At 67.7% G+C, this 15,102-nt stretch carries 16 protein-coding genes; 6 read left to right on the top strand and 10 right to left on the bottom strand.

Annotated features, from left to right (window positions below):
- On the bottom strand, nt 1-1,212 hold a 1,212-nt coding region (locus tag AACZ35_RS06740; RefSeq protein ID WP_339827447.1), incomplete at its 3' end, for a DUF4010 domain-containing protein.
- Between the two features lie 103 nt (nt 1,213-1,315).
- On the opposite strand from AACZ35_RS06740, the gene AACZ35_RS06735 reads away from it, so the two are divergent.
- Together AACZ35_RS06735 and AACZ35_RS06730 are read left to right on the top strand one after the other, a co-directional pair.
- Nucleotides 1,316-2,329: a class 1 fructose-bisphosphatase gene (locus AACZ35_RS06735; RefSeq protein WP_339827445.1), complete on the top strand. Its 1,014-nt coding sequence runs from the start codon at nt 1,316-1,318 to the stop codon at nt 2,327-2,329.
- A complete protein-coding gene (locus tag AACZ35_RS06730; protein WP_339827443.1) occupies nt 2,313-3,035 on the top strand; it encodes a 2OG-Fe(II) oxygenase in 723 nt (240 codons plus the stop codon). The genes AACZ35_RS06735 and AACZ35_RS06730 overlap by 17 nt, the downstream gene beginning before the upstream one ends.
- A 9-nt stretch (nt 3,036-3,044) precedes the next feature.
- On the opposite strand, the gene AACZ35_RS06725 is transcribed toward AACZ35_RS06730, so the two are convergent.
- Nucleotides 3,045-4,130: a PA0069 family radical SAM protein gene (locus tag AACZ35_RS06725; RefSeq protein ID WP_339827441.1), complete on the bottom strand. Its 1,086-nt coding sequence runs from the start codon at nt 4,128-4,130 to the stop codon at nt 3,045-3,047.
- A 54-nt stretch (nt 4,131-4,184) separates the two neighbouring features.
- Between AACZ35_RS06725 and cls the strand changes: the two genes are divergently transcribed.
- From cls to AACZ35_RS06710, 3 genes are all read left to right on the top strand, one after another.
- On the top strand, nt 4,185-5,600 hold the full coding sequence (cls, locus tag AACZ35_RS06720) for a cardiolipin synthase (RefSeq protein ID WP_339827438.1): 1,416 nt from the start codon (nt 4,185-4,187) through the stop codon (nt 5,598-5,600).
- A 62-nt stretch (nt 5,601-5,662) separates the two neighbouring features.
- A complete protein-coding gene (locus AACZ35_RS06715) occupies nt 5,663-5,926 on the top strand; it encodes a hypothetical protein (RefSeq protein ID WP_339827436.1) in 264 nt (87 codons plus the stop codon).
- A gap of 14 nt (nt 5,927-5,940) precedes the next feature.
- Nucleotides 5,941-6,183: a GlsB/YeaQ/YmgE family stress response membrane protein gene (locus tag AACZ35_RS06710; RefSeq protein ID WP_339827434.1), complete on the top strand. Its 243-nt coding sequence runs from the start codon at nt 5,941-5,943 to the stop codon at nt 6,181-6,183.
- A 30-nt stretch (nt 6,184-6,213) separates the two neighbouring features.
- On the opposite strand, the gene AACZ35_RS06705 is transcribed toward AACZ35_RS06710, so the two are convergent.
- Nucleotides 6,214-9,096, bottom strand: a complete 2,883-nt coding sequence (locus tag AACZ35_RS06705; RefSeq protein ID WP_339827432.1) for a diguanylate cyclase — start codon at nt 9,094-9,096, stop codon at nt 6,214-6,216.
- A 94-nt stretch (nt 9,097-9,190) separates the two neighbouring features.
- Here AACZ35_RS06705 and AACZ35_RS06700 point away from each other — a divergent pair, with 94 nt between their 5' ends.
- On the top strand, nt 9,191-9,943 hold the full coding sequence (locus tag AACZ35_RS06700; protein WP_339827431.1) for a pyridoxine 5'-phosphate synthase: 753 nt from the start codon (nt 9,191-9,193) through the stop codon (nt 9,941-9,943).
- A gap of 6 nt (nt 9,944-9,949) precedes the next feature.
- Here AACZ35_RS06700 and AACZ35_RS06695 read toward each other — a convergent pair whose 3' ends face one another.
- The 7 genes from AACZ35_RS06695 to AACZ35_RS06665 form a co-directional block, all read right to left on the bottom strand.
- Entirely contained in the window at nt 9,950-10,342 is a 393-nt protein-coding gene (locus AACZ35_RS06695; RefSeq protein WP_339827428.1) for a biopolymer transporter ExbD, read from the bottom strand.
- A 149-nt stretch (nt 10,343-10,491) separates the two neighbouring features.
- Nucleotides 10,492-10,920, bottom strand: coding sequence for a biopolymer transporter ExbD (locus AACZ35_RS06690; RefSeq protein WP_188663586.1), 429 nt, complete (start codon nt 10,918-10,920; stop codon nt 10,492-10,494).
- Between the two features lie 12 nt (nt 10,921-10,932).
- Nucleotides 10,933-11,346 (bottom strand): biopolymer transporter ExbD, encoded by a 414-nt coding sequence (locus tag AACZ35_RS06685; RefSeq protein WP_339827425.1) that lies wholly within the window; start codon nt 11,344-11,346, stop codon nt 10,933-10,935.
- A gap of 25 nt (nt 11,347-11,371) precedes the next feature.
- Nucleotides 11,372-12,154, bottom strand: a complete 783-nt coding sequence (locus AACZ35_RS06680; RefSeq protein WP_339827423.1) for a MotA/TolQ/ExbB proton channel family protein — start codon at nt 12,152-12,154, stop codon at nt 11,372-11,374.
- A gap of 52 nt (nt 12,155-12,206) precedes the next feature.
- Nucleotides 12,207-12,872, bottom strand: a complete 666-nt coding sequence (locus AACZ35_RS06675) for an energy transducer TonB (protein WP_339827420.1) — start codon at nt 12,870-12,872, stop codon at nt 12,207-12,209.
- Between the two features lie 108 nt (nt 12,873-12,980).
- On the bottom strand, nt 12,981-14,255 hold the full coding sequence (locus AACZ35_RS06670; protein WP_339827418.1) for a tetratricopeptide repeat protein: 1,275 nt from the start codon (nt 14,253-14,255) through the stop codon (nt 12,981-12,983).
- Between the two features lie 189 nt (nt 14,256-14,444).
- Nucleotides 14,445-15,102: alpha-L-glutamate ligase-like protein (locus tag AACZ35_RS06665; protein ID WP_339827416.1), on the bottom strand; the 658-nt coding region annotated here is incomplete at its 5' end.

The following is a 15,102-nucleotide window of genomic DNA, read 5'->3' as shown; positions in this document are numbered from 1 at the left end:
GGCGGCGACCATGGCCACCAGCCCGGCGGCGACGCGCAGGCCGTAGGCGGCGCCGCCGCTGGCGAAGGCGACCACCGACTTGGCCACCGAACTGGCCGCCAGCAGCAGGACGACCGCCCAGCGCGCCTGTTCGGCGTCGAAGGCGCCGCTGGCCGAAAGTTTGGCCACCGTGGCGGCCGCGGCATGCACCTCCGCCAGCGCCGCCAGGGTGGCGCCGGCCATCGCCCCGCGCGGACCCAGCCAGGCGTTGAGCGCCGCCGAGGCGAACAGCACCGCGGTGATGATGGCGGCGAACAACAAGGCATGGCGGAATCGGAACATGCGCGACTGCGCGGTCGGCGGCGGTTCGCCCTGGCCGTCCGGGCGCAGGCCCAGCAGGCCGCCGGCCAGCAGCACGGCGCCGCCGGCGGCCAGCTCGGCGCCCACCTGCGACAGCAGCGCCGGCGACACCGCCAGAAGGATGGGCACGAACAGGCTCAGCGACGCCAGGTTGGCCAGCATCGCCGCGCCGACCGCCGGCGAACGCAGCGCCGGCGTCTCCCGCACGCGCTGGCCGAATCCGGCAACGGCCGCGGTGGACGACACGTAGCCGGCGAAAAAACCCGCCACCGCCAGGCCCCAGCGGTTGCCGACCAGGCGCAGCGCCACGTGGCCCAGGGCGCTGATCGCCATCACCAGCACCACCAGCTTCCACAGCATCGCCGGGTTGAAGACGTCGAAGGGGCCGATGCTGCGGTCGGGCACCAGGGGCAGCACCACCAGGGCCGAGGCCAGCAGCACCAGGCCGTCGCGCACTTCGGCTTCGCTGACCCGTTCGCGGGCCAGCTGGTGCAGCGGCGCCTTCAGGTAGACCAGGGCCGCCACCACCACGCCCAGGCCGCCGGCCAGGGCCGGCAGGGTCAGGGACAGGCCGCCCAGCAGGGTAGTCAGGACGAGGGTGATTTCGCCCGTCAGCCCGGGGTCCTCGGCCCGGCTCTGGCGGTAGCTCAGCGCCGCGAACAGCCCCGCCATCGCCACCACCACCACGAAAACGGCCAGGCCCAGCCACAGCGCGACGGCCCCGGACAGCGCCGCCAGGGCGTGGGTGCGCAGTCCGGCCGAGGTATCGCGGCCCGGATGCCGGCGCTCACGCACCGCACCCACCAGCAGACCCACGCCCAGGGCGGTGCCCAGGGGCAGCAGAGGCAGGGCGTCGGGAGTGATCGGAGCCATGGCCAATTGTGCCGGGAAATCCGGTCGGCCAGCAGGGCCGCGCTTGCATGCCCGGCGTGGGCCCGGACAATGCCCGGGTCCGCCGCCGCCCCGCTGGAGACCCATGAAGCCCATTTCCCTGACCCGCTACCTCATCCAGGAACAGCATGCCGGCCGCATCAACGCCGACCTGCGCCTGCTTATCGAGGTCGTGGCGCGCGCCTGCAAGACCATTTCCATCGCCATCGGCAAGGGTGCGCTGGGTGGCGTGCTGGGCGATGCCGGCACGGGCAACATCCAGGGCGAGGCGCAGAAGAAGCTCGACGTGCTGAGCAACGACATCCTGCTCGAGGCCAACGCCTGGGGCGGCCACCTGGCCGGCCTGGCGTCCGAGGAAATGGACCACAGCCAGCCGATTCCCGACGCCTTTCAGCGCGGCAACTACCTGCTGCTGTTCGATCCGCTCGACGGCAGCAGCAACATCGACGTGAACATTTCGGTCGGCACCATCTTTTCCGTGCTGCGCTGCCCGGACGACGTCACCGCGCCGGGCGACGAACACTTCCTGCAGCCGGGCAATACCCAGGTCTGCGCCGGTTACACGACCTACGGGCCCAGCACGATGCTGGTGCTGACGGTCGGCCACGGCACCCACGTGTTCACGCTCGACCGCGAGATCGGCAGCTTCATGATGACCCGTCGCGACGTGCAGGTGCCGGCGGAAACCAAGGAATTCGCGGTCAACATGTCCAACCAGCGTTTCTGGGAGCCGCCGATGCAGCGTTACGTCGGCGACCTGCTGGAAGGCAAGGAAGGCCCGCGCGGCAAGGACTTCAACATGCGCTGGGTGGCCTCGATGGTGGCCGACGTGCACCGCATCATCACCCGCGGCGGCATCTTCAGCTATCCGCTCGACAGCAAGTGCCGCGACAAGGGCGGCAAGCTGCGGCTGATGTACGAAGCCAACCCGATGGCCTTCATCATCGAACAGGCCGGCGGCGCCGCCAGCACCGGCCGCCAGCGCATGCTGGACGTGCAGCCGACCGGCCTGCACCAGCGCGTGCCGGTGTTCCTGGGCTCGCGTGACGAAGTGGCGCAGGCGGTGCGTTACCACCTCGACCATGACGCGGAGTCCTGAGGTGGAGAACGGCGACTTCATCGAAATCTATGAAAACGCCATCCCGGCGGCGCACTGCGCGGAAATCATCCGGCGCTTCGAGGCCTGCGGCCAGGACCAGCCCGGCCTGGTCGGCGGTGGCCTGTACCCGGACCTCAAGAACAGCCGCGACATCAGCATTTCCGGCAAGCCCGAGTGGCGCGATGTCGAAACCAGCTTCGTGCAGGCCATCCTCAACGGCCTGGCCAATTACCTGCGCAAGTACCCCTACACCCTGATCGCGCCGCTGATGGTCCAGCACGGCAGCAGCCCGACCGATGTCCGGCGCCTGATGGCCGACGACTTCGCCACGCTGCCCGATGCCGCGCTCGACGACATCATCCGTTCGATCTTCCGGCCCGGGCGCATCAACCTGCAGCGTTACCGCGCGGGCGAGGGTGGCTATCCCTACTGGCACTGCGAGCTGTACCCGCGCGACGCCGGCTGCGAAACCCTGCACCGCCACCTGCTGTGGACGGTGTATCTGAACGACGATTTCCAGGCCGGTGAAACCGAGTTCCTGTACCAGCAGCGCAAGGTGCCGCCGCGCACCGGCAGCCTGTTGATCGCGCCGGCGGCTTTCACCCACACCCACCGCGGCAACCGCCCGGAAGGCGGCGACAAATACATCGCCACCAGCTGGGTGTTGTTCAACCGCGCCGAGCAGATCTTCGGCAAGGGCGCCTGAGCCGGCGGTTCAGAACAGTTCGCCCTGCGGCCCCGGCTTGCGCGGAGCAACGAACTGGCTGCAGTCGAGCCTGGATTCGCGCCAGCTGGCATAGCCGAGCTTGCGCGTGGCCAGGTCGAAACGCTGGCCCAGCAGCCGGGCCCATTCCCCGGTGCCGGACTGGCGCTGGCCGAAGCTGGCGTCATAATCGCGGCCGCCGCGGGCCTGGTTGACCAGGCTCATGACGTGGGCTGCGCGCTCGGGCAGGTGCGCGTCCAGCCAGCCACGGAAGATGGGCGCGACTTCGTGCGGCAAGCGCAGCAGCACCATGCCGGCCGTGCCTGCGCCGGCTTCGCGCGCCGCCGCCAGCACGGCTTCCATTTCCGCGTCGTTCACTGCCGGGATGACCGGCGCGAACATGACGCCGGTGGGGATGCCCGCTTCGCTGAGGCGGCGAATGGCCTGCAGGCGACGATGCGGGGCGCTGGCGCGTGGTTCGAGTTTTGCCGACAGCCGGTTGTCGAGCGTGGTGACCGACAGCGCGACGCTGACCAACCGGCGTTTCGCCAGGGGCTCGAGCAGGTCGAGGTCGCGTTCGACCAGCGCGTTCTTGGTGAGCAGAGTGAAGGGGTGCCCGCAGCCCGCCAGCACTTCGATGATGGCGCGGGTAAGCCGGTAGCGACGTTCGATCGGCTGGTAGGGGTCGGTGTTGGTGCCCATGGCGATGGGCGCGCAGTCGTAGCCCGGCCTGGCGAGTTCGCCGCGCAGGACCTCGGCGACGTTGGTCTTGGCGAACAGCCGGGTTTCAAAATCCAGCCCCGGCGAGAGATCAAGGTAGGCGTGCGAGGGCCGGGCGAAACAGTAGCTGCAGCCATGCTCGCAGCCGCGGTAGGCGTTCACCGAACGGTCGAAGGGCACGTCGGGTGAACGGTTGCGGCTGATGACGCTGCGCGCGCGTTCTTCGCTGACCGTGGTGCGCGAATCGGGCGGGCCCGGGTCGTCGTCGGCCCAGCCGTCGTGTTCGCCTTCGCGCGAAGTTGTCGCGAAGCGGCCCTCGGCATTGCCGGTGGCACCGCGGCCCTTGGTGGGCTTCGGAGGGGGGTTTCCTGCCATCATGGTCGCCAGTTTGCCGCCGGCGCGTCTCGTCCGGCGAGACCGCAGGGAGCTGGCATGGATCTTTCGTTCGATTGGGACACCCTCAAACCCTGGCTGATCGGCCTGTGGGTGCTTTACATGCCGGTGATGGCGGCCTGGATCATCATGAAAAAGCGCGAGCCGATCGCCACCCTGAGCTGGGTGCTGTCGCTGGCCGCGCTGCCGTGGGTGGGCCTGCTGATCTATCACTTCCTGGGACCGCAGCGCATCGTTCGCCAGCAGCGGCGGCGCAGCATGTCGCGGCGCAGCCTGGAACCGGTGCTGCCAGGCGACCTGGTCACCAGCGACGACTGCGCCACCGTTTCACACCTGGCCCAGACCATCACCCACTTCGCGCCCAGCAGCGCCGTCGACGTAAAACTGCTGGTGGGTGGCGAGGCCACCTACGCGGCGCTGCACGAGGCGATCACCGGCGCGAAACACCACCTGCACCTGGAGTACTACATCTTCGAGCCCGACCAGACCGGCACGCCACTGCGCGATGCGCTGGTTACCAAGGCGCGCGAGGGCGTGCGCGTGCGCCTGCTGCTCGACGCCGTGGGTTCGGCGAAGCTGTCGAAGTCCTTCCTGGCCCCGCTGGTGGACGCCGGGGTCGAGGTCAGCTGGTTCCATCCGGTGAAACTGCGCTGGATCTGGCGCCCGCGCATCAACCTGCGCAACCACCGCAAGATTGTCGTGGTCGATGGCTGCGTGGCTTTCACCGGCGGCATCAACATCACCGACGAAGAAAACGAGGCGGTCAATCCCAAGGCCTTCCACGACCTGCACCTGCGCCTGGAAGGTTCGATCGTACGCTGGCTGCAGCTGGCGTTCCTGGAAGACTGGCACTACGCCACCGGCACCGCGCTTCGCGACGAAAAGCTATGGCCCGAGCCGCGTGAGGGCACGATGCTGGCGCATGCCCTGCCGTCGGGACCGGATTCGGTCTGGGAATCGATCCACCGGGTGAAGGTCGAAGCCATCCACCAGGCCGACAAACGCGTCTGGCTGGTGACGCCCTACTTCGTTCCCGGCGAGGCGGCGCGCATGGCGCTGACCTCGGCGGCGATGCGCGGACTGGACGTGCGCGTGGTGGTTCCGGCCAGGAGCGACTCGATCCTGGTCAGCGCCGCGGCGCGTTCTTACTACGACGAACTGCTGGCTTCGGGCGTGCGGGTGTTCGAGTACCAGCCGCGCATGCTGCACTCCAAGGCGCTGCTGGTGGACGACGACACCTGCGTCGTTGGCAGCGCGAACTTCGACCACCGCAGCTTCCGGCTCAACTTCGAACTGAGCCTGCTGCTGCACGACCGCGACCTGGCCCGGGATCTCGAACAGGAGATGCTGGCGACCCTGGCCCAGTGCCGCGAGGTGAAGTCCGACGACCCGCCGCCGCCCTTCCTGCGCCGCCTGGCCGACAACGCCGCCCGCCTGCTTTCCCCGGTGCTCTGAGGGCGGCGGCTGGACTCGCCGCCAGCTTCGGCTAAACTCCCGGCAAACCCGCGAGGTGACCCATGCATTGGCTATATCTGCTCGGTTCGCTGGCCTGTCTTGGCCTGGCCATGGTGCGTACGATGCCCACGCTGGGCGTGCTGGTGTTCCTGGCCGGTTCGCTGGTGCTGATGGTGGCGTTCCTGCTGGGCTGGCTCAATTCCCGCATCGCCAGCACGTCGCGCGACGCCAGCCACATCATGACGGCCGAAGAACTTCGCCAGCTGCGTGAGCAGGCCGAGGCACGCAAGGCGGCACGAGGCGAAGACTCCACCCACCGTTCCTGAAGCGAGGTACCACAATGAACCTGCTCATTTTCCTGATCATCGGCGCGCTCGCCGGCTGGCTTGCCGGCCTGGTGATGAAGGGCCGCGGCTTCGGCATCCTGGTCAACATGGTCGTGGGCGTGCTGGGCGCGTTTTTCGGCGGCTGGCTGCTGCCCAAGCTGGGCGTCAGCTTCGGCGGCGACATCGGCGTTTTCATCACCGCCTTCATTGGCGCGGTGCTGCTGCTGGCGATCATCGGCCTGATCAAGCGGGCCTGAAGTCCAGCCACTGAAGCATGGCCGGCGGACTCAGCCGGCCGGACCACCCGCGTCGGCCGCCACCTTGTTGCGGCCGGCGCGTTTTGCTTCATAGAGCCCCGCATCGGCGCGGCGCAGCAGGCTGTCGGGTTCGGACTGCACGTCGGGGACCAGGCCGGCCACGCCGATGCTGACCGTCATGCCGGCATCGCTGGAAGCAATGGCCGCGCGGATGCTTTCGGCGCGGCGGCGCGCTTCCTCGGCGTGCACGCCCGGCAGCAGCAGGGCGAACTCTTCGCCGCCATAGCGCGACAGCAACTCGCGCTGCGGGTCGTGCTGCCCGGCCAGGCGCTGGGCGATGCCGCGCAGCTGCACGTCGCCCTCGAGGTGGCCGTGGGCGTCGTTGTAGGCCTTGAAGTGGTCGACGTCGATCATCAGCACGCTCAGCGGACGGCGCTGGTCGAGACAGCGGTACCATTCCCGGCGCAGGCCGTTTTCCAGCGCGCGGCGATTGGCGACGCCGGTCAGGGCGTCTTCGGTGGCCAGTTCGGCCAGCTTGCGGTTGGCGTCCTCGAGCTCGTGCGTGCGTTCGGCGATGCGCGCCTCGAGGCGGCGGTTGGCCTCCAGGAATCGTTCGGTGCGCAGCCGCACCAGCCAAAGCGCCAGGGTAACGGCCAGGGCCAGCACCACCAGCCCGCCCAGCACCTGCACCCACCATTGCTGGTACCAGAAAGGCAGCACGCGGAAGCGGTAGGTCATCGCCGCCGGCTGGCGGCCGGTGCCGGTGCGCGCCTGCACTTCCAGGGCGTAGTCGCCCGGTGGCAGCGAACGGATGAACAGGTCGCGATCGGCCCAGTCGCTCCAGTCCGGAGTGACGCCGTGCAGCAGGTAGCGGAACTCGGCGCCGCTTTCCATGCTGACCATGGCAAAACGCAGGCTCAGGCTGTGGCCGGGCGGCAGGTTCACCGGACTGGCGCCGTTGCTGCGCGTCGGCAGCACCAGGGTTTCACCGGCCTGGTTATGGGCGAGCACCGATTCCATGCCCAGCTGCAGTGGCTGCAGTTCGCTGCGCGACTCCTCCGGGTCGAACTGCAGCAGGCCGGTCCAGGTGGCGATGCGCAGTACGCCGTCCTTCCCGTAACGCACCGACGAATAGCCGGCCATGCCGCGGCCGCCCGGATACAGCGGCTGCCATTGGTCTTCGCCCTTGGCGCGGTGCCACAGTTCGCGCGTGGTGTAGGCGTAGTCGCCCAGCGGCGTCTGTTCGACGTACATCTCGTGCGGGCGTTCAACCAGGGTGATCGGCGGTGCCTTGTCGGGCACGAAGCGGTCTCCCTCCAGGCGGAAACCGGCATCGCCGCTGGTGGCGTGGATGCGGTCTTCGAAGCGGAACACGCTGGTGCCGAACTGCGGACTCACGGCCAGGCCCCGGCTGTCGTCGTAGACCTCGCGCGAAGTGACCTCGCCGGTTTCCGGATCGACGGTCCAGCGCTGCACGGGCCCGCGGGAATCGCCGATCCAAAGTTCGCCGGCGGCATCGCCTTCTTCCAGGCCGAAGACGCTTATGTCGCCGAGTGAGAAACGCGGGCCCTCCTGCCACCGGCCGTCGCGGTGGTGCACCAGCACGATGTCCGGGCCGCTGAGCCCGTACACGAGGTCCGGGTCGTGGCGCGAGGCGATGAGCCCGAACACGCCGTGGTTCTGGTTTTCATGCAGGCGCCTTGGCTTGTCGGCTTCCGGCGCCAGCACCAGCAGGCCTTCGCGCACGCCGATCAACAGTTCGCCCTGGGCGGAGAGCAGCGCGTAGGCTTCGTAATTGGTCCAGGGCAGGCGTTCGGCCAGTGGCTGGCCGTCATCGCCGGTCCGCAGGCGCTGAATGCCCTGGCTGGTGGCCAGCCAGAGTGCGCCGTCGTGCCATTCGAAGTCGGTGGGATTGCCGGCGATGCCCTGTTCTTCGGCCAGGAGCGACCAGGGCGAGGGCAGGGTCAGGCGCTTGAGCTCGTTTTCGGTGGCGACCCACAGGCCGCCTTCGCGATCGACCTCCAGCGCCATGATGCCGTAGGCACCCAGGTCGAGGTTGTCGCGGATGCGCAGCTGCGAGTCGAAGCGCAGCAGGTCGCCTTCCAGGGTGCCGACCACGACCGATTCATCGGAAAGTTCGAGCACGGCGTAACCACGAACGCTCGCCAGCAGGTCGCTGGCCTCTCCAGGCAGGCGGGAGACACCGCTGTCGTCGGCGCGGTAGAACCCGTCGTTGGTGACCAGCAGCAGGTGGTCTTCGCGCCCGACGATGCCTGGCAGCGGAAGGTCCGCCAGGGCCTCGCCGCCGGGAACCAGCGTGAACTTGCCGTCTTCGAAGCGCACCAGGCCCTGGCCCTGCACGCGTGCATACAAGGCGTCGCCGGCCCAGTAGAAGCTGCGTGCAGTGTCGGGCAAGGACCACAGCCTGGCTTTGCTGCCATCGGCTGGCAGCAGGATCAGGCGTTTTTCGGCGCGGAAATAGATGCCGTCGGGAGTGGACAGGGTCTGGAAGACAAAACCCAGGTGGCGCTGGTCGCCGGTCAGTCCTGCGGCATCGAGAAGTTCTTCGTAGGCCACGCCACCTTCGCCGTCCGGTGCCAGGCGCCCGAAGGTGTCGTAGCCACCCACATAGACAAGGCCGTCGGCGCCGATGGCCAGGGAGTGAGTGGGCGATCTTGCCGGCAGCATCGTAAGGCGCCAGTCGATGCCGTTGAAGCGCAGTACGCCGTCGAGGTTGCCGGCGTAGAGCTCGCCGTCCGGGGACGTGGCCAGGGCCAGCTGCCCTGGCTTGGCGCGGGTATGTTCGGAGCCATAACTTCGCGAAAGCGGCGCACCCGGCACCGTTTCGGCCAGTGAAACCACCGGACAGGCCATCAGGCCCAGCAGGAAAAGCAGCGGCAGGAACGGGCGCATGGGCGGATTATGGCGGAAACCGGCCGCCTGAAAGCGCGAATTCCTCCCGATTCCCATCTTTCCGGCGCCTGGGCCGCAGGGTAGGCTGGCGGCCATGACCGTGCTCAGCGTCAACGTCAACAAGATCGCCGTCCTGCGCAACTCGCGGGGTGGGGCCGAACCCCGCGTCACCGAAGCCGCCGAGGCCGCGCTCCGGGCCGGCGCAGGCGGGATCACCGTGCATCCGCGTCCCGACCAGCGCCATATCCGCCCGGACGACGTGCGCGAGCTGGCCCGGCTTGTCGCCGGGCGGGCCGAGTTCAATATCGAGGGCAACCCCTTCGCGCCGCCCCGGGGGGACTATCCGGGCCTGCTGGCCCTGGTCCGGGAAACCCGTCCGCAGCAGGCGACCCTGGTGCCCGACGGCGACGGCCAGATCACCTCCGACCATGGCTTCGACCTGGCCCGGGACGCCGACCGGTTGCGCCCGCTGGTGGCCGAACTCAAGGCCTGCGGGGCGCGGGTTTCGCTTTTCATGGACGCCGGTGCGCCGGACATCGCCCGCGCGGCCGAGCTGGGTGCCGACCGGATCGAAATCTACACCGGCCCCTACGCCGAGGCGTTTGCCGCCGGCGATCCTGCCGCCGCCCTGGCCCTGTGCCGACGCAGCGCACTTGAGGCCCAGGCGGCCGGCTTGGGCGTCAACGCCGGCCATGACCTCAGCCAGGCCAACCTGGGTGCCTTCCTTGGCGGCGTGCCTGGCGTACTGGAGGTCTCGATCGGCCACGCGCTGGTGGGCGAGGCCCTGTATGCGGGCCTGGAGCCGACCGTTCGCACCTATCTTTCGATTATTGCCTCGAGCCGCTGACGAGCTTCAGTCCAGGCTGATGTTGTCCACGCCGGCGCGGTTCGCGGCGGCCAGCGCCGTGGTGGCGGACTGGTAGTCGGCGTCGGGGTGCACGGCGACCTTGAGTACGAAGCCGGGATTTTCGCGCAGCTGGTTTTCCAGCATCGCCTGGAGCTGCGCCGGCGCCACCGTCTGCCCGGCAAACCGGAACATGTCGCCCGGGGCCACTTCCAGCGACACGATGGCCGGCGGCTCGGGCGGCGGCGGCGTGCGCTGGGGCAGGGTGAGGTCCATGCGGTGGTCGAGCAGCGGTGCGGTGACCATGAAGATCACCAGCAGCACCAGCATCACATCCACCAGCGGGGTGATGTTGATCTCGGCCATGGAACCCTGTTCGGAACGGACGTCGGCGAAAGCCATGGTGTTCTCCCCGGGTGAACTGTCTTCCGGGATACGCCTGCTGGCCATCGCGCACAAGCCGTCGGCCGGGGTTTGGTTGGCAATGGTTCAGCAAAAAAAACGCCGCCCGGAGGCGGCGTTGCTGCAGGGTGCGGGAAGCGCGGCCTCGATCAGGCGCCGGGTTCCACGAAAGCGATCTTTGCCATGCCGGCGTTCTTGGTGCGGGAAAGCACCTTCGCCAGGGTTTCGTACTGGGCTTCCATGTCCGTCTGGATCTCGACGGTCGGCTGCCGGGTCACGTCGGCGCCGGCACGCTCGGCCTCGACCTCAAGGGCCGCCTGGAGCGTGGACAGCGGGATCGGCGTGTTGTTCCAGGTCACCGTGCCGCCGGCCTCGATGCGCAGGCGAATCGGCTCGGGCGGATCCTTCGGCGGCGGCGGCGGATTCGACGTGCGCTGCGGAAGGTCGACCTGGATCTGGTAGGACAGGGCCGGGGCGGTCACCATGAAGATGATCAGCAGCACCAGCATCACGTCCACGAGGGGCGTGACGTTGATGTCGGCCATCGGGCCAGCGCCGGAATTCGAGGCAAATGCCATGGTCTGTCGTCCTCAGCGCTCAGGGGTGGAAACGAAGCCAACCTTGCGGATACCCGCGCGGCGGACGTCGGAAACCACTTCGTGGATGACGGAGTACTTGGTGATGTTGTCCGAGCGGATATCGACCTGCGGCTGCGGGGTCTTCTGGGCCAGCACGGCGAGGCGGGCGTCGAGCACTTCGGCCGACACCTCTTCGTCGTTCCAGTAGACCTTGCCGTCCGCCGTCACCGCGAGGGTGATCGGCGGCTGCTCGATTTCCGGCTTCTCTTCCAGGGTTGCCTGGGGCAGCTCCACCTTCACCTTGTGGGACATCAGGGGCGCCGTGATCATGAAGATGATCAGCAGGACCAGCATCACGTCCACGAGGGGCGTGACGTTGATGTCGGCCATCGGGCCGCCACCGCCGGAGTTGGATGAAAATGCCATGCCTGCGACTCCTGGTTAGTTCGACTTAGCGCTTGGCCGGGACTTCGCCGACGCGCGAGCCGGTGGCGAAGAAGTCGTGCAGGTCGTGGGCGAAGGTGTCGAACTTGGCGTAGGTGTTGCGATTCGCGCGGTTGAAGGCGTTGTAGGCCAGCACCGCCGGGATCGCGACGAACAGACCGATGGCGGTCATGATCAGCGCCTCGCCGACCGGGCCCGCGACCGCGTCGATGGACGCCTGGCCGGTGGCACCGATGCGGATCAGGGCGCCGTAGATGCCCCACACCGTACCAAGCAGACCCACGAACGGCGCGGTCGCACCGACGGTGGCCAGCCAGGTCATGCCGTTCTCGAGCTTGGCGCTCTCACGGGTGACGGCCTGGCGCAGCGCGCGGTCGATGAACTCCGAGCGGTTCAGGGCGTCGACCAGGCGGCTGCCTTCGTGACGCTGGTGATGGGCGGCGGCCTGGGCGCAGTCCAGGGCGATCTTGGAGAACGGCTCGTTGGCCGGCTGTTCTTCCATGAAGCGGATTGCGTCCTGGGCGTTCGGGGTTTCCCAGAAGGTACGCACGACGGTGTCGGCGCGCTTGGAGATGACCGCGTTCTTGATGGCGTTGACGATGGTGTACCACCACGAGCCGAACGACATCACGATGAGCATGATGAGCACGACCCACTGCACGAAGAACTCTGCGGGGTTGCGCATGAGCTCGGCCATCATGTGACCGAAGCCCATCTTCGACAGGGCGGAGGCGTTGTCGGCGGCGCCGCCAGCGGCGGTTGCGACCGTGAGGAGGATTTCCTGCAGCATAAGGAGTGCCTTTCTTTAGTTGGTTTGACCGTTTACGTGGGTACTGCTGGCGTTACCGCGGAGGCGTGAACTTGACCGGGACGAGAACCGCGCCGCCGACCCTCTGGCCGTTGCGCAGTCCCGGGTTGAACTTCCACCGACGCGCGGCATCCATGGCCGAGCGGTCGAGGTTGCGATTGCGGCTGGAGCGCTCGATGGCGACATCAAGCACGTTGCCGGCGGCGTCGATGGTGACGCGCAGGATAACGGTACCGCCAACGCCGTCGCGGGCTTCCTTGGCCGGATAACGCGGCTGGTAGAGCGAACGGCCCGAGATGTCTTCGGAAGGCGCGTAGTCGGCAGGCGGGGCCGGCGGCGACGGCGGAGCCGGCGGCGGGGCCTCGATGTCGATCGGGCTCGGGTCGTCGAACACCACCGGCGGCTCTTCAGGCGGCGGCGGGATCGGCGTCGGCTTGGGCTGCTGGATGATCTTCTGGACCACCTTGGGCGGCTCCGGCGGCGGCGGCGGCGGCGGCGGGGGCGGCGGCGGCGGTTCGATGAAGGACACCTGGGTCACCTCTTCCGCGGCCTTCTGGACCGAGGGCGGGTTGACCGGCGCCATCATGAACATGAACGCGATCGCGTGCAGCGCGATTGCGAATGCATTGCCACCGACACGTGCCCAGCTAAGGCCCTGCGGAGGGGTGTCGTACCTGTTGTAGTAGTTCTTGTCCGTCATACGTTCGGCGGCTCGAGCTCTCGTTCGGTCGGCGTCAGGGGCCGTGGCCCGCCGGACACCGGCGGGAACTTGTTAGCTTATACCACGGGGAATCGGTTTACCAACCGTTCAACGGGAAATTTGTGCCAGGGCCTTCTGGGCCTGGTCCCGGGTCGCCGGATCCTTGGCGGCCTCCGCGTAAGCCTGTCGGGCCGCCGCGTAGTTGTCCATGTAGTACTCGGAGCGAGCGATGACCATCCAGGCCTCGCCGGGCTTCTTGAGACCCTTGTCCAGCGCCTGGCGGGCCGCCGCCTTGGCTTCCTCGTTGCGGTCCTCGTTGGTGAGGATCTGCGACAGGGCCAGGGAGGTTTCGCCGGTGCTGTCGAGCGGCGCCGCCTTCTTGTAGGCGTTCACGGCCGGGTCGATCTGGTCGCTGAAGTACAGCGACTGCGCAAGGAAGGTATACGTGCGGGCGTCGGCCGGCAGGATGCCCTTGTCCAGGCCTTCCTGGATGACCTTGGCGGCCTCGGCTTCCTTGCCATCCATGTTGAGGTAGATGGCGTAAAGGTTTTCGTAGTCGCGCTGCTCGGTGAGCATGCCCTTCTGGCGGGCGGTGTCGAGCAGGGCGGCGGCCTTGTCGTTGTTGCCGGTCTGGGCATACAGCGAGGCCAGGTTGAGCAGGGTGCGCTTGTCGTCCGGGCTCTTGGCCTGCAGCTGCTCGGCCAGGGCCACGGCGTCGCCTTCGCGGCCAAGCTCGTTGTAGGACGCCATCAGCATCTGCTGCCAGTTGTTCTCGGCGTTGCCGTCGTTGAGCTCGATGGCCTTGCGGACCGCGTCGATGGTCTGCTCGAACTGGCCGGCGTTGTAGTGCACGCCCGCCTTGAGGGCGTAGACCTCGGGGTCCTTGGTGTTCGTCTCGGCGATCAGCCGGTCGATCATCGCGATGGACTTGTCGGCCATGTCTTCCTGGGCGTAGACCGAAGCCAGGGTGTGCATGGTCGCGAAATGATTGTTGTTGGGCAGCGAATTTTCCTGCAGCGCGCGCTCAAGATAGGGAATGGCGCGCGGGTAGTCGTCGATGCCCAGGGCGGCGTTGCCGGCGATCATCAGCGCAATGCCGCGGTCGTAGGGCTTGGCGCGCTCGTTGGCGAGCAGCTTTTCAGCGATGGCGATCGCGCCTTCCATGTCCTCGCCCTCGTTGTAGAGGTCGAACATCTTCTGGATGTCCTTGGCCAGGCGCGGAGTGTTCTTGGCTTCCGGGGATTCGCGGGTGGCGTCCGGGTAGGCCTCTTCGGGCTTGTCCTTGTCCTTGCCGCGCTGCGCGTGGGCATCGCCCACCGACAGCGTGGCCGCGATGAGCGCGGCGGCCAGGACGTTGAACTTGAGGGCGTTGGCTAACTTCATCTGGAAACTCCTTCGCCGCCACGGTGTTCCGTGGCTGGTGGCCGGTTAGGGTAACGGGGAATGGAGCAATCACTCAAGCGGGGCTGTCCGGTTTTACCGTTCGCCCCCGTATAGACTTCCCCTTTGGACCCAAGCATGCCCGCGCTTTTTGACGATGGGCTTAAAACATCGTTAAACGACGCGTGACGTTCAGCCGGTGGTGGGAAAGTTCGCGACTGCGAAATCAACCCGTTCAACGGGGTCGCGGGACAGTTCGCCGCGTTCGCGCAGGGCCTCGACCTTGTGCAGGCGCGACTCCAGGCCGTTGCCGTTGGCCATCTGGATGGCCAGGCCGGGGCGGGCATTGAGCTCGAGGATCAGCGGGCCACGGTCGCGGTCGAGCACGAAATCGACGCCGACGTAACCCAGGCCGGACAGTTCGTAGCAGCGCGAGGCCATTTCCAGCAGCTGCCGCCAGTGCGGGATGGCGAGGTTGACGATGCTGTGTTCGGTGTCCGGGTGCTCGCGGATGATTTCCGTGCCCCAGACCCCGCGCTTGGTGCGGCCGGTGGGCAGGTCGATGCCGACGCCGATGGCGCCCTGGTGCAGGTTGGCCTTGCCGTCGGACATGCGCGTGGGCAGGCGGATCATGGCCATCACCGGGTAGCCCAGGAAAACGATGATGCGCACGTCGGGTACGCCCTTGTAGCTGACGTTGTCGAACACCGGGTCGAACTGCACGCAGTATTCGACGATCAGGTGGTCGGGCTGGCCCCCGAGCGAGTACAGGCCCGACAGACCGTTCGACAGGTGGTGGTCGAATTCCTCGCGCGTCATCAGGCTGCCGCTGGCGCGCCGGTACTTGTCG

Origin of the sequence: uncultured Arenimonas sp. (genome assembly GCF_963976025.1) — a bacterium.
In the GTDB taxonomy this organism is placed as follows: Bacteria; Pseudomonadota; Gammaproteobacteria; order Xanthomonadales; family Xanthomonadaceae; genus Arenimonas.
Note: the sequence above shows the minus strand (reverse complement) of the source record. Positions and strands in the feature narration are given on the sequence as shown.

What these genes read in the sequence shown, in the direction of transcription:
- AACZ35_RS06735 (WP_339827445.1), top strand. Translation starts at nt 1,316, where the DNA reads ATGAAGCCCATTTCCCTGACCCGCTACCTCATCCAGGAACAGCATGCC.
- AACZ35_RS06730 (WP_339827443.1), top strand. Translation starts at nt 2,313, where the DNA reads ATGACGCGGAGTCCTGAGGTGGAGAACGGCGACTTCATCGAAATCTAT.
- AACZ35_RS06725 (WP_339827441.1), bottom strand. Translation starts at nt 4,130, where the DNA reads ATGATGGCAGGAAACCCCCCTCCGAAGCCCACCAAGGGCCGCGGTGCC.
- cls (WP_339827438.1), top strand. Translation starts at nt 4,185, where the DNA reads ATGGATCTTTCGTTCGATTGGGACACCCTCAAACCCTGGCTGATCGGC.
- AACZ35_RS06715 (WP_339827436.1), top strand. Translation starts at nt 5,663, where the DNA reads ATGCATTGGCTATATCTGCTCGGTTCGCTGGCCTGTCTTGGCCTGGCC.
- AACZ35_RS06710 (WP_339827434.1), top strand. Translation starts at nt 5,941, where the DNA reads ATGAACCTGCTCATTTTCCTGATCATCGGCGCGCTCGCCGGCTGGCTT.
- AACZ35_RS06705 (WP_339827432.1), bottom strand. Translation starts at nt 9,096, where the DNA reads ATGCGCCCGTTCCTGCCGCTGCTTTTCCTGCTGGGCCTGATGGCCTGT.
- AACZ35_RS06700 (WP_339827431.1), top strand. Translation starts at nt 9,191, where the DNA reads ATGACCGTGCTCAGCGTCAACGTCAACAAGATCGCCGTCCTGCGCAAC.
- AACZ35_RS06695 (WP_339827428.1), bottom strand. Translation starts at nt 10,342, where the DNA reads ATGGCTTTCGCCGACGTCCGTTCCGAACAGGGTTCCATGGCCGAGATC.
- AACZ35_RS06690 (WP_188663586.1), bottom strand. Translation starts at nt 10,920, where the DNA reads ATGGCATTTGCCTCGAATTCCGGCGCTGGCCCGATGGCCGACATCAAC.
- AACZ35_RS06685 (WP_339827425.1), bottom strand. Translation starts at nt 11,346, where the DNA reads ATGGCATTTTCATCCAACTCCGGCGGTGGCGGCCCGATGGCCGACATC.
- AACZ35_RS06680 (WP_339827423.1), bottom strand. Translation starts at nt 12,154, where the DNA reads ATGCTGCAGGAAATCCTCCTCACGGTCGCAACCGCCGCTGGCGGCGCC.
- AACZ35_RS06675 (WP_339827420.1), bottom strand. Translation starts at nt 12,872, where the DNA reads ATGACGGACAAGAACTACTACAACAGGTACGACACCCCTCCGCAGGGC.
- AACZ35_RS06670 (WP_339827418.1), bottom strand. Translation starts at nt 14,255, where the DNA reads ATGAAGTTAGCCAACGCCCTCAAGTTCAACGTCCTGGCCGCCGCGCTC.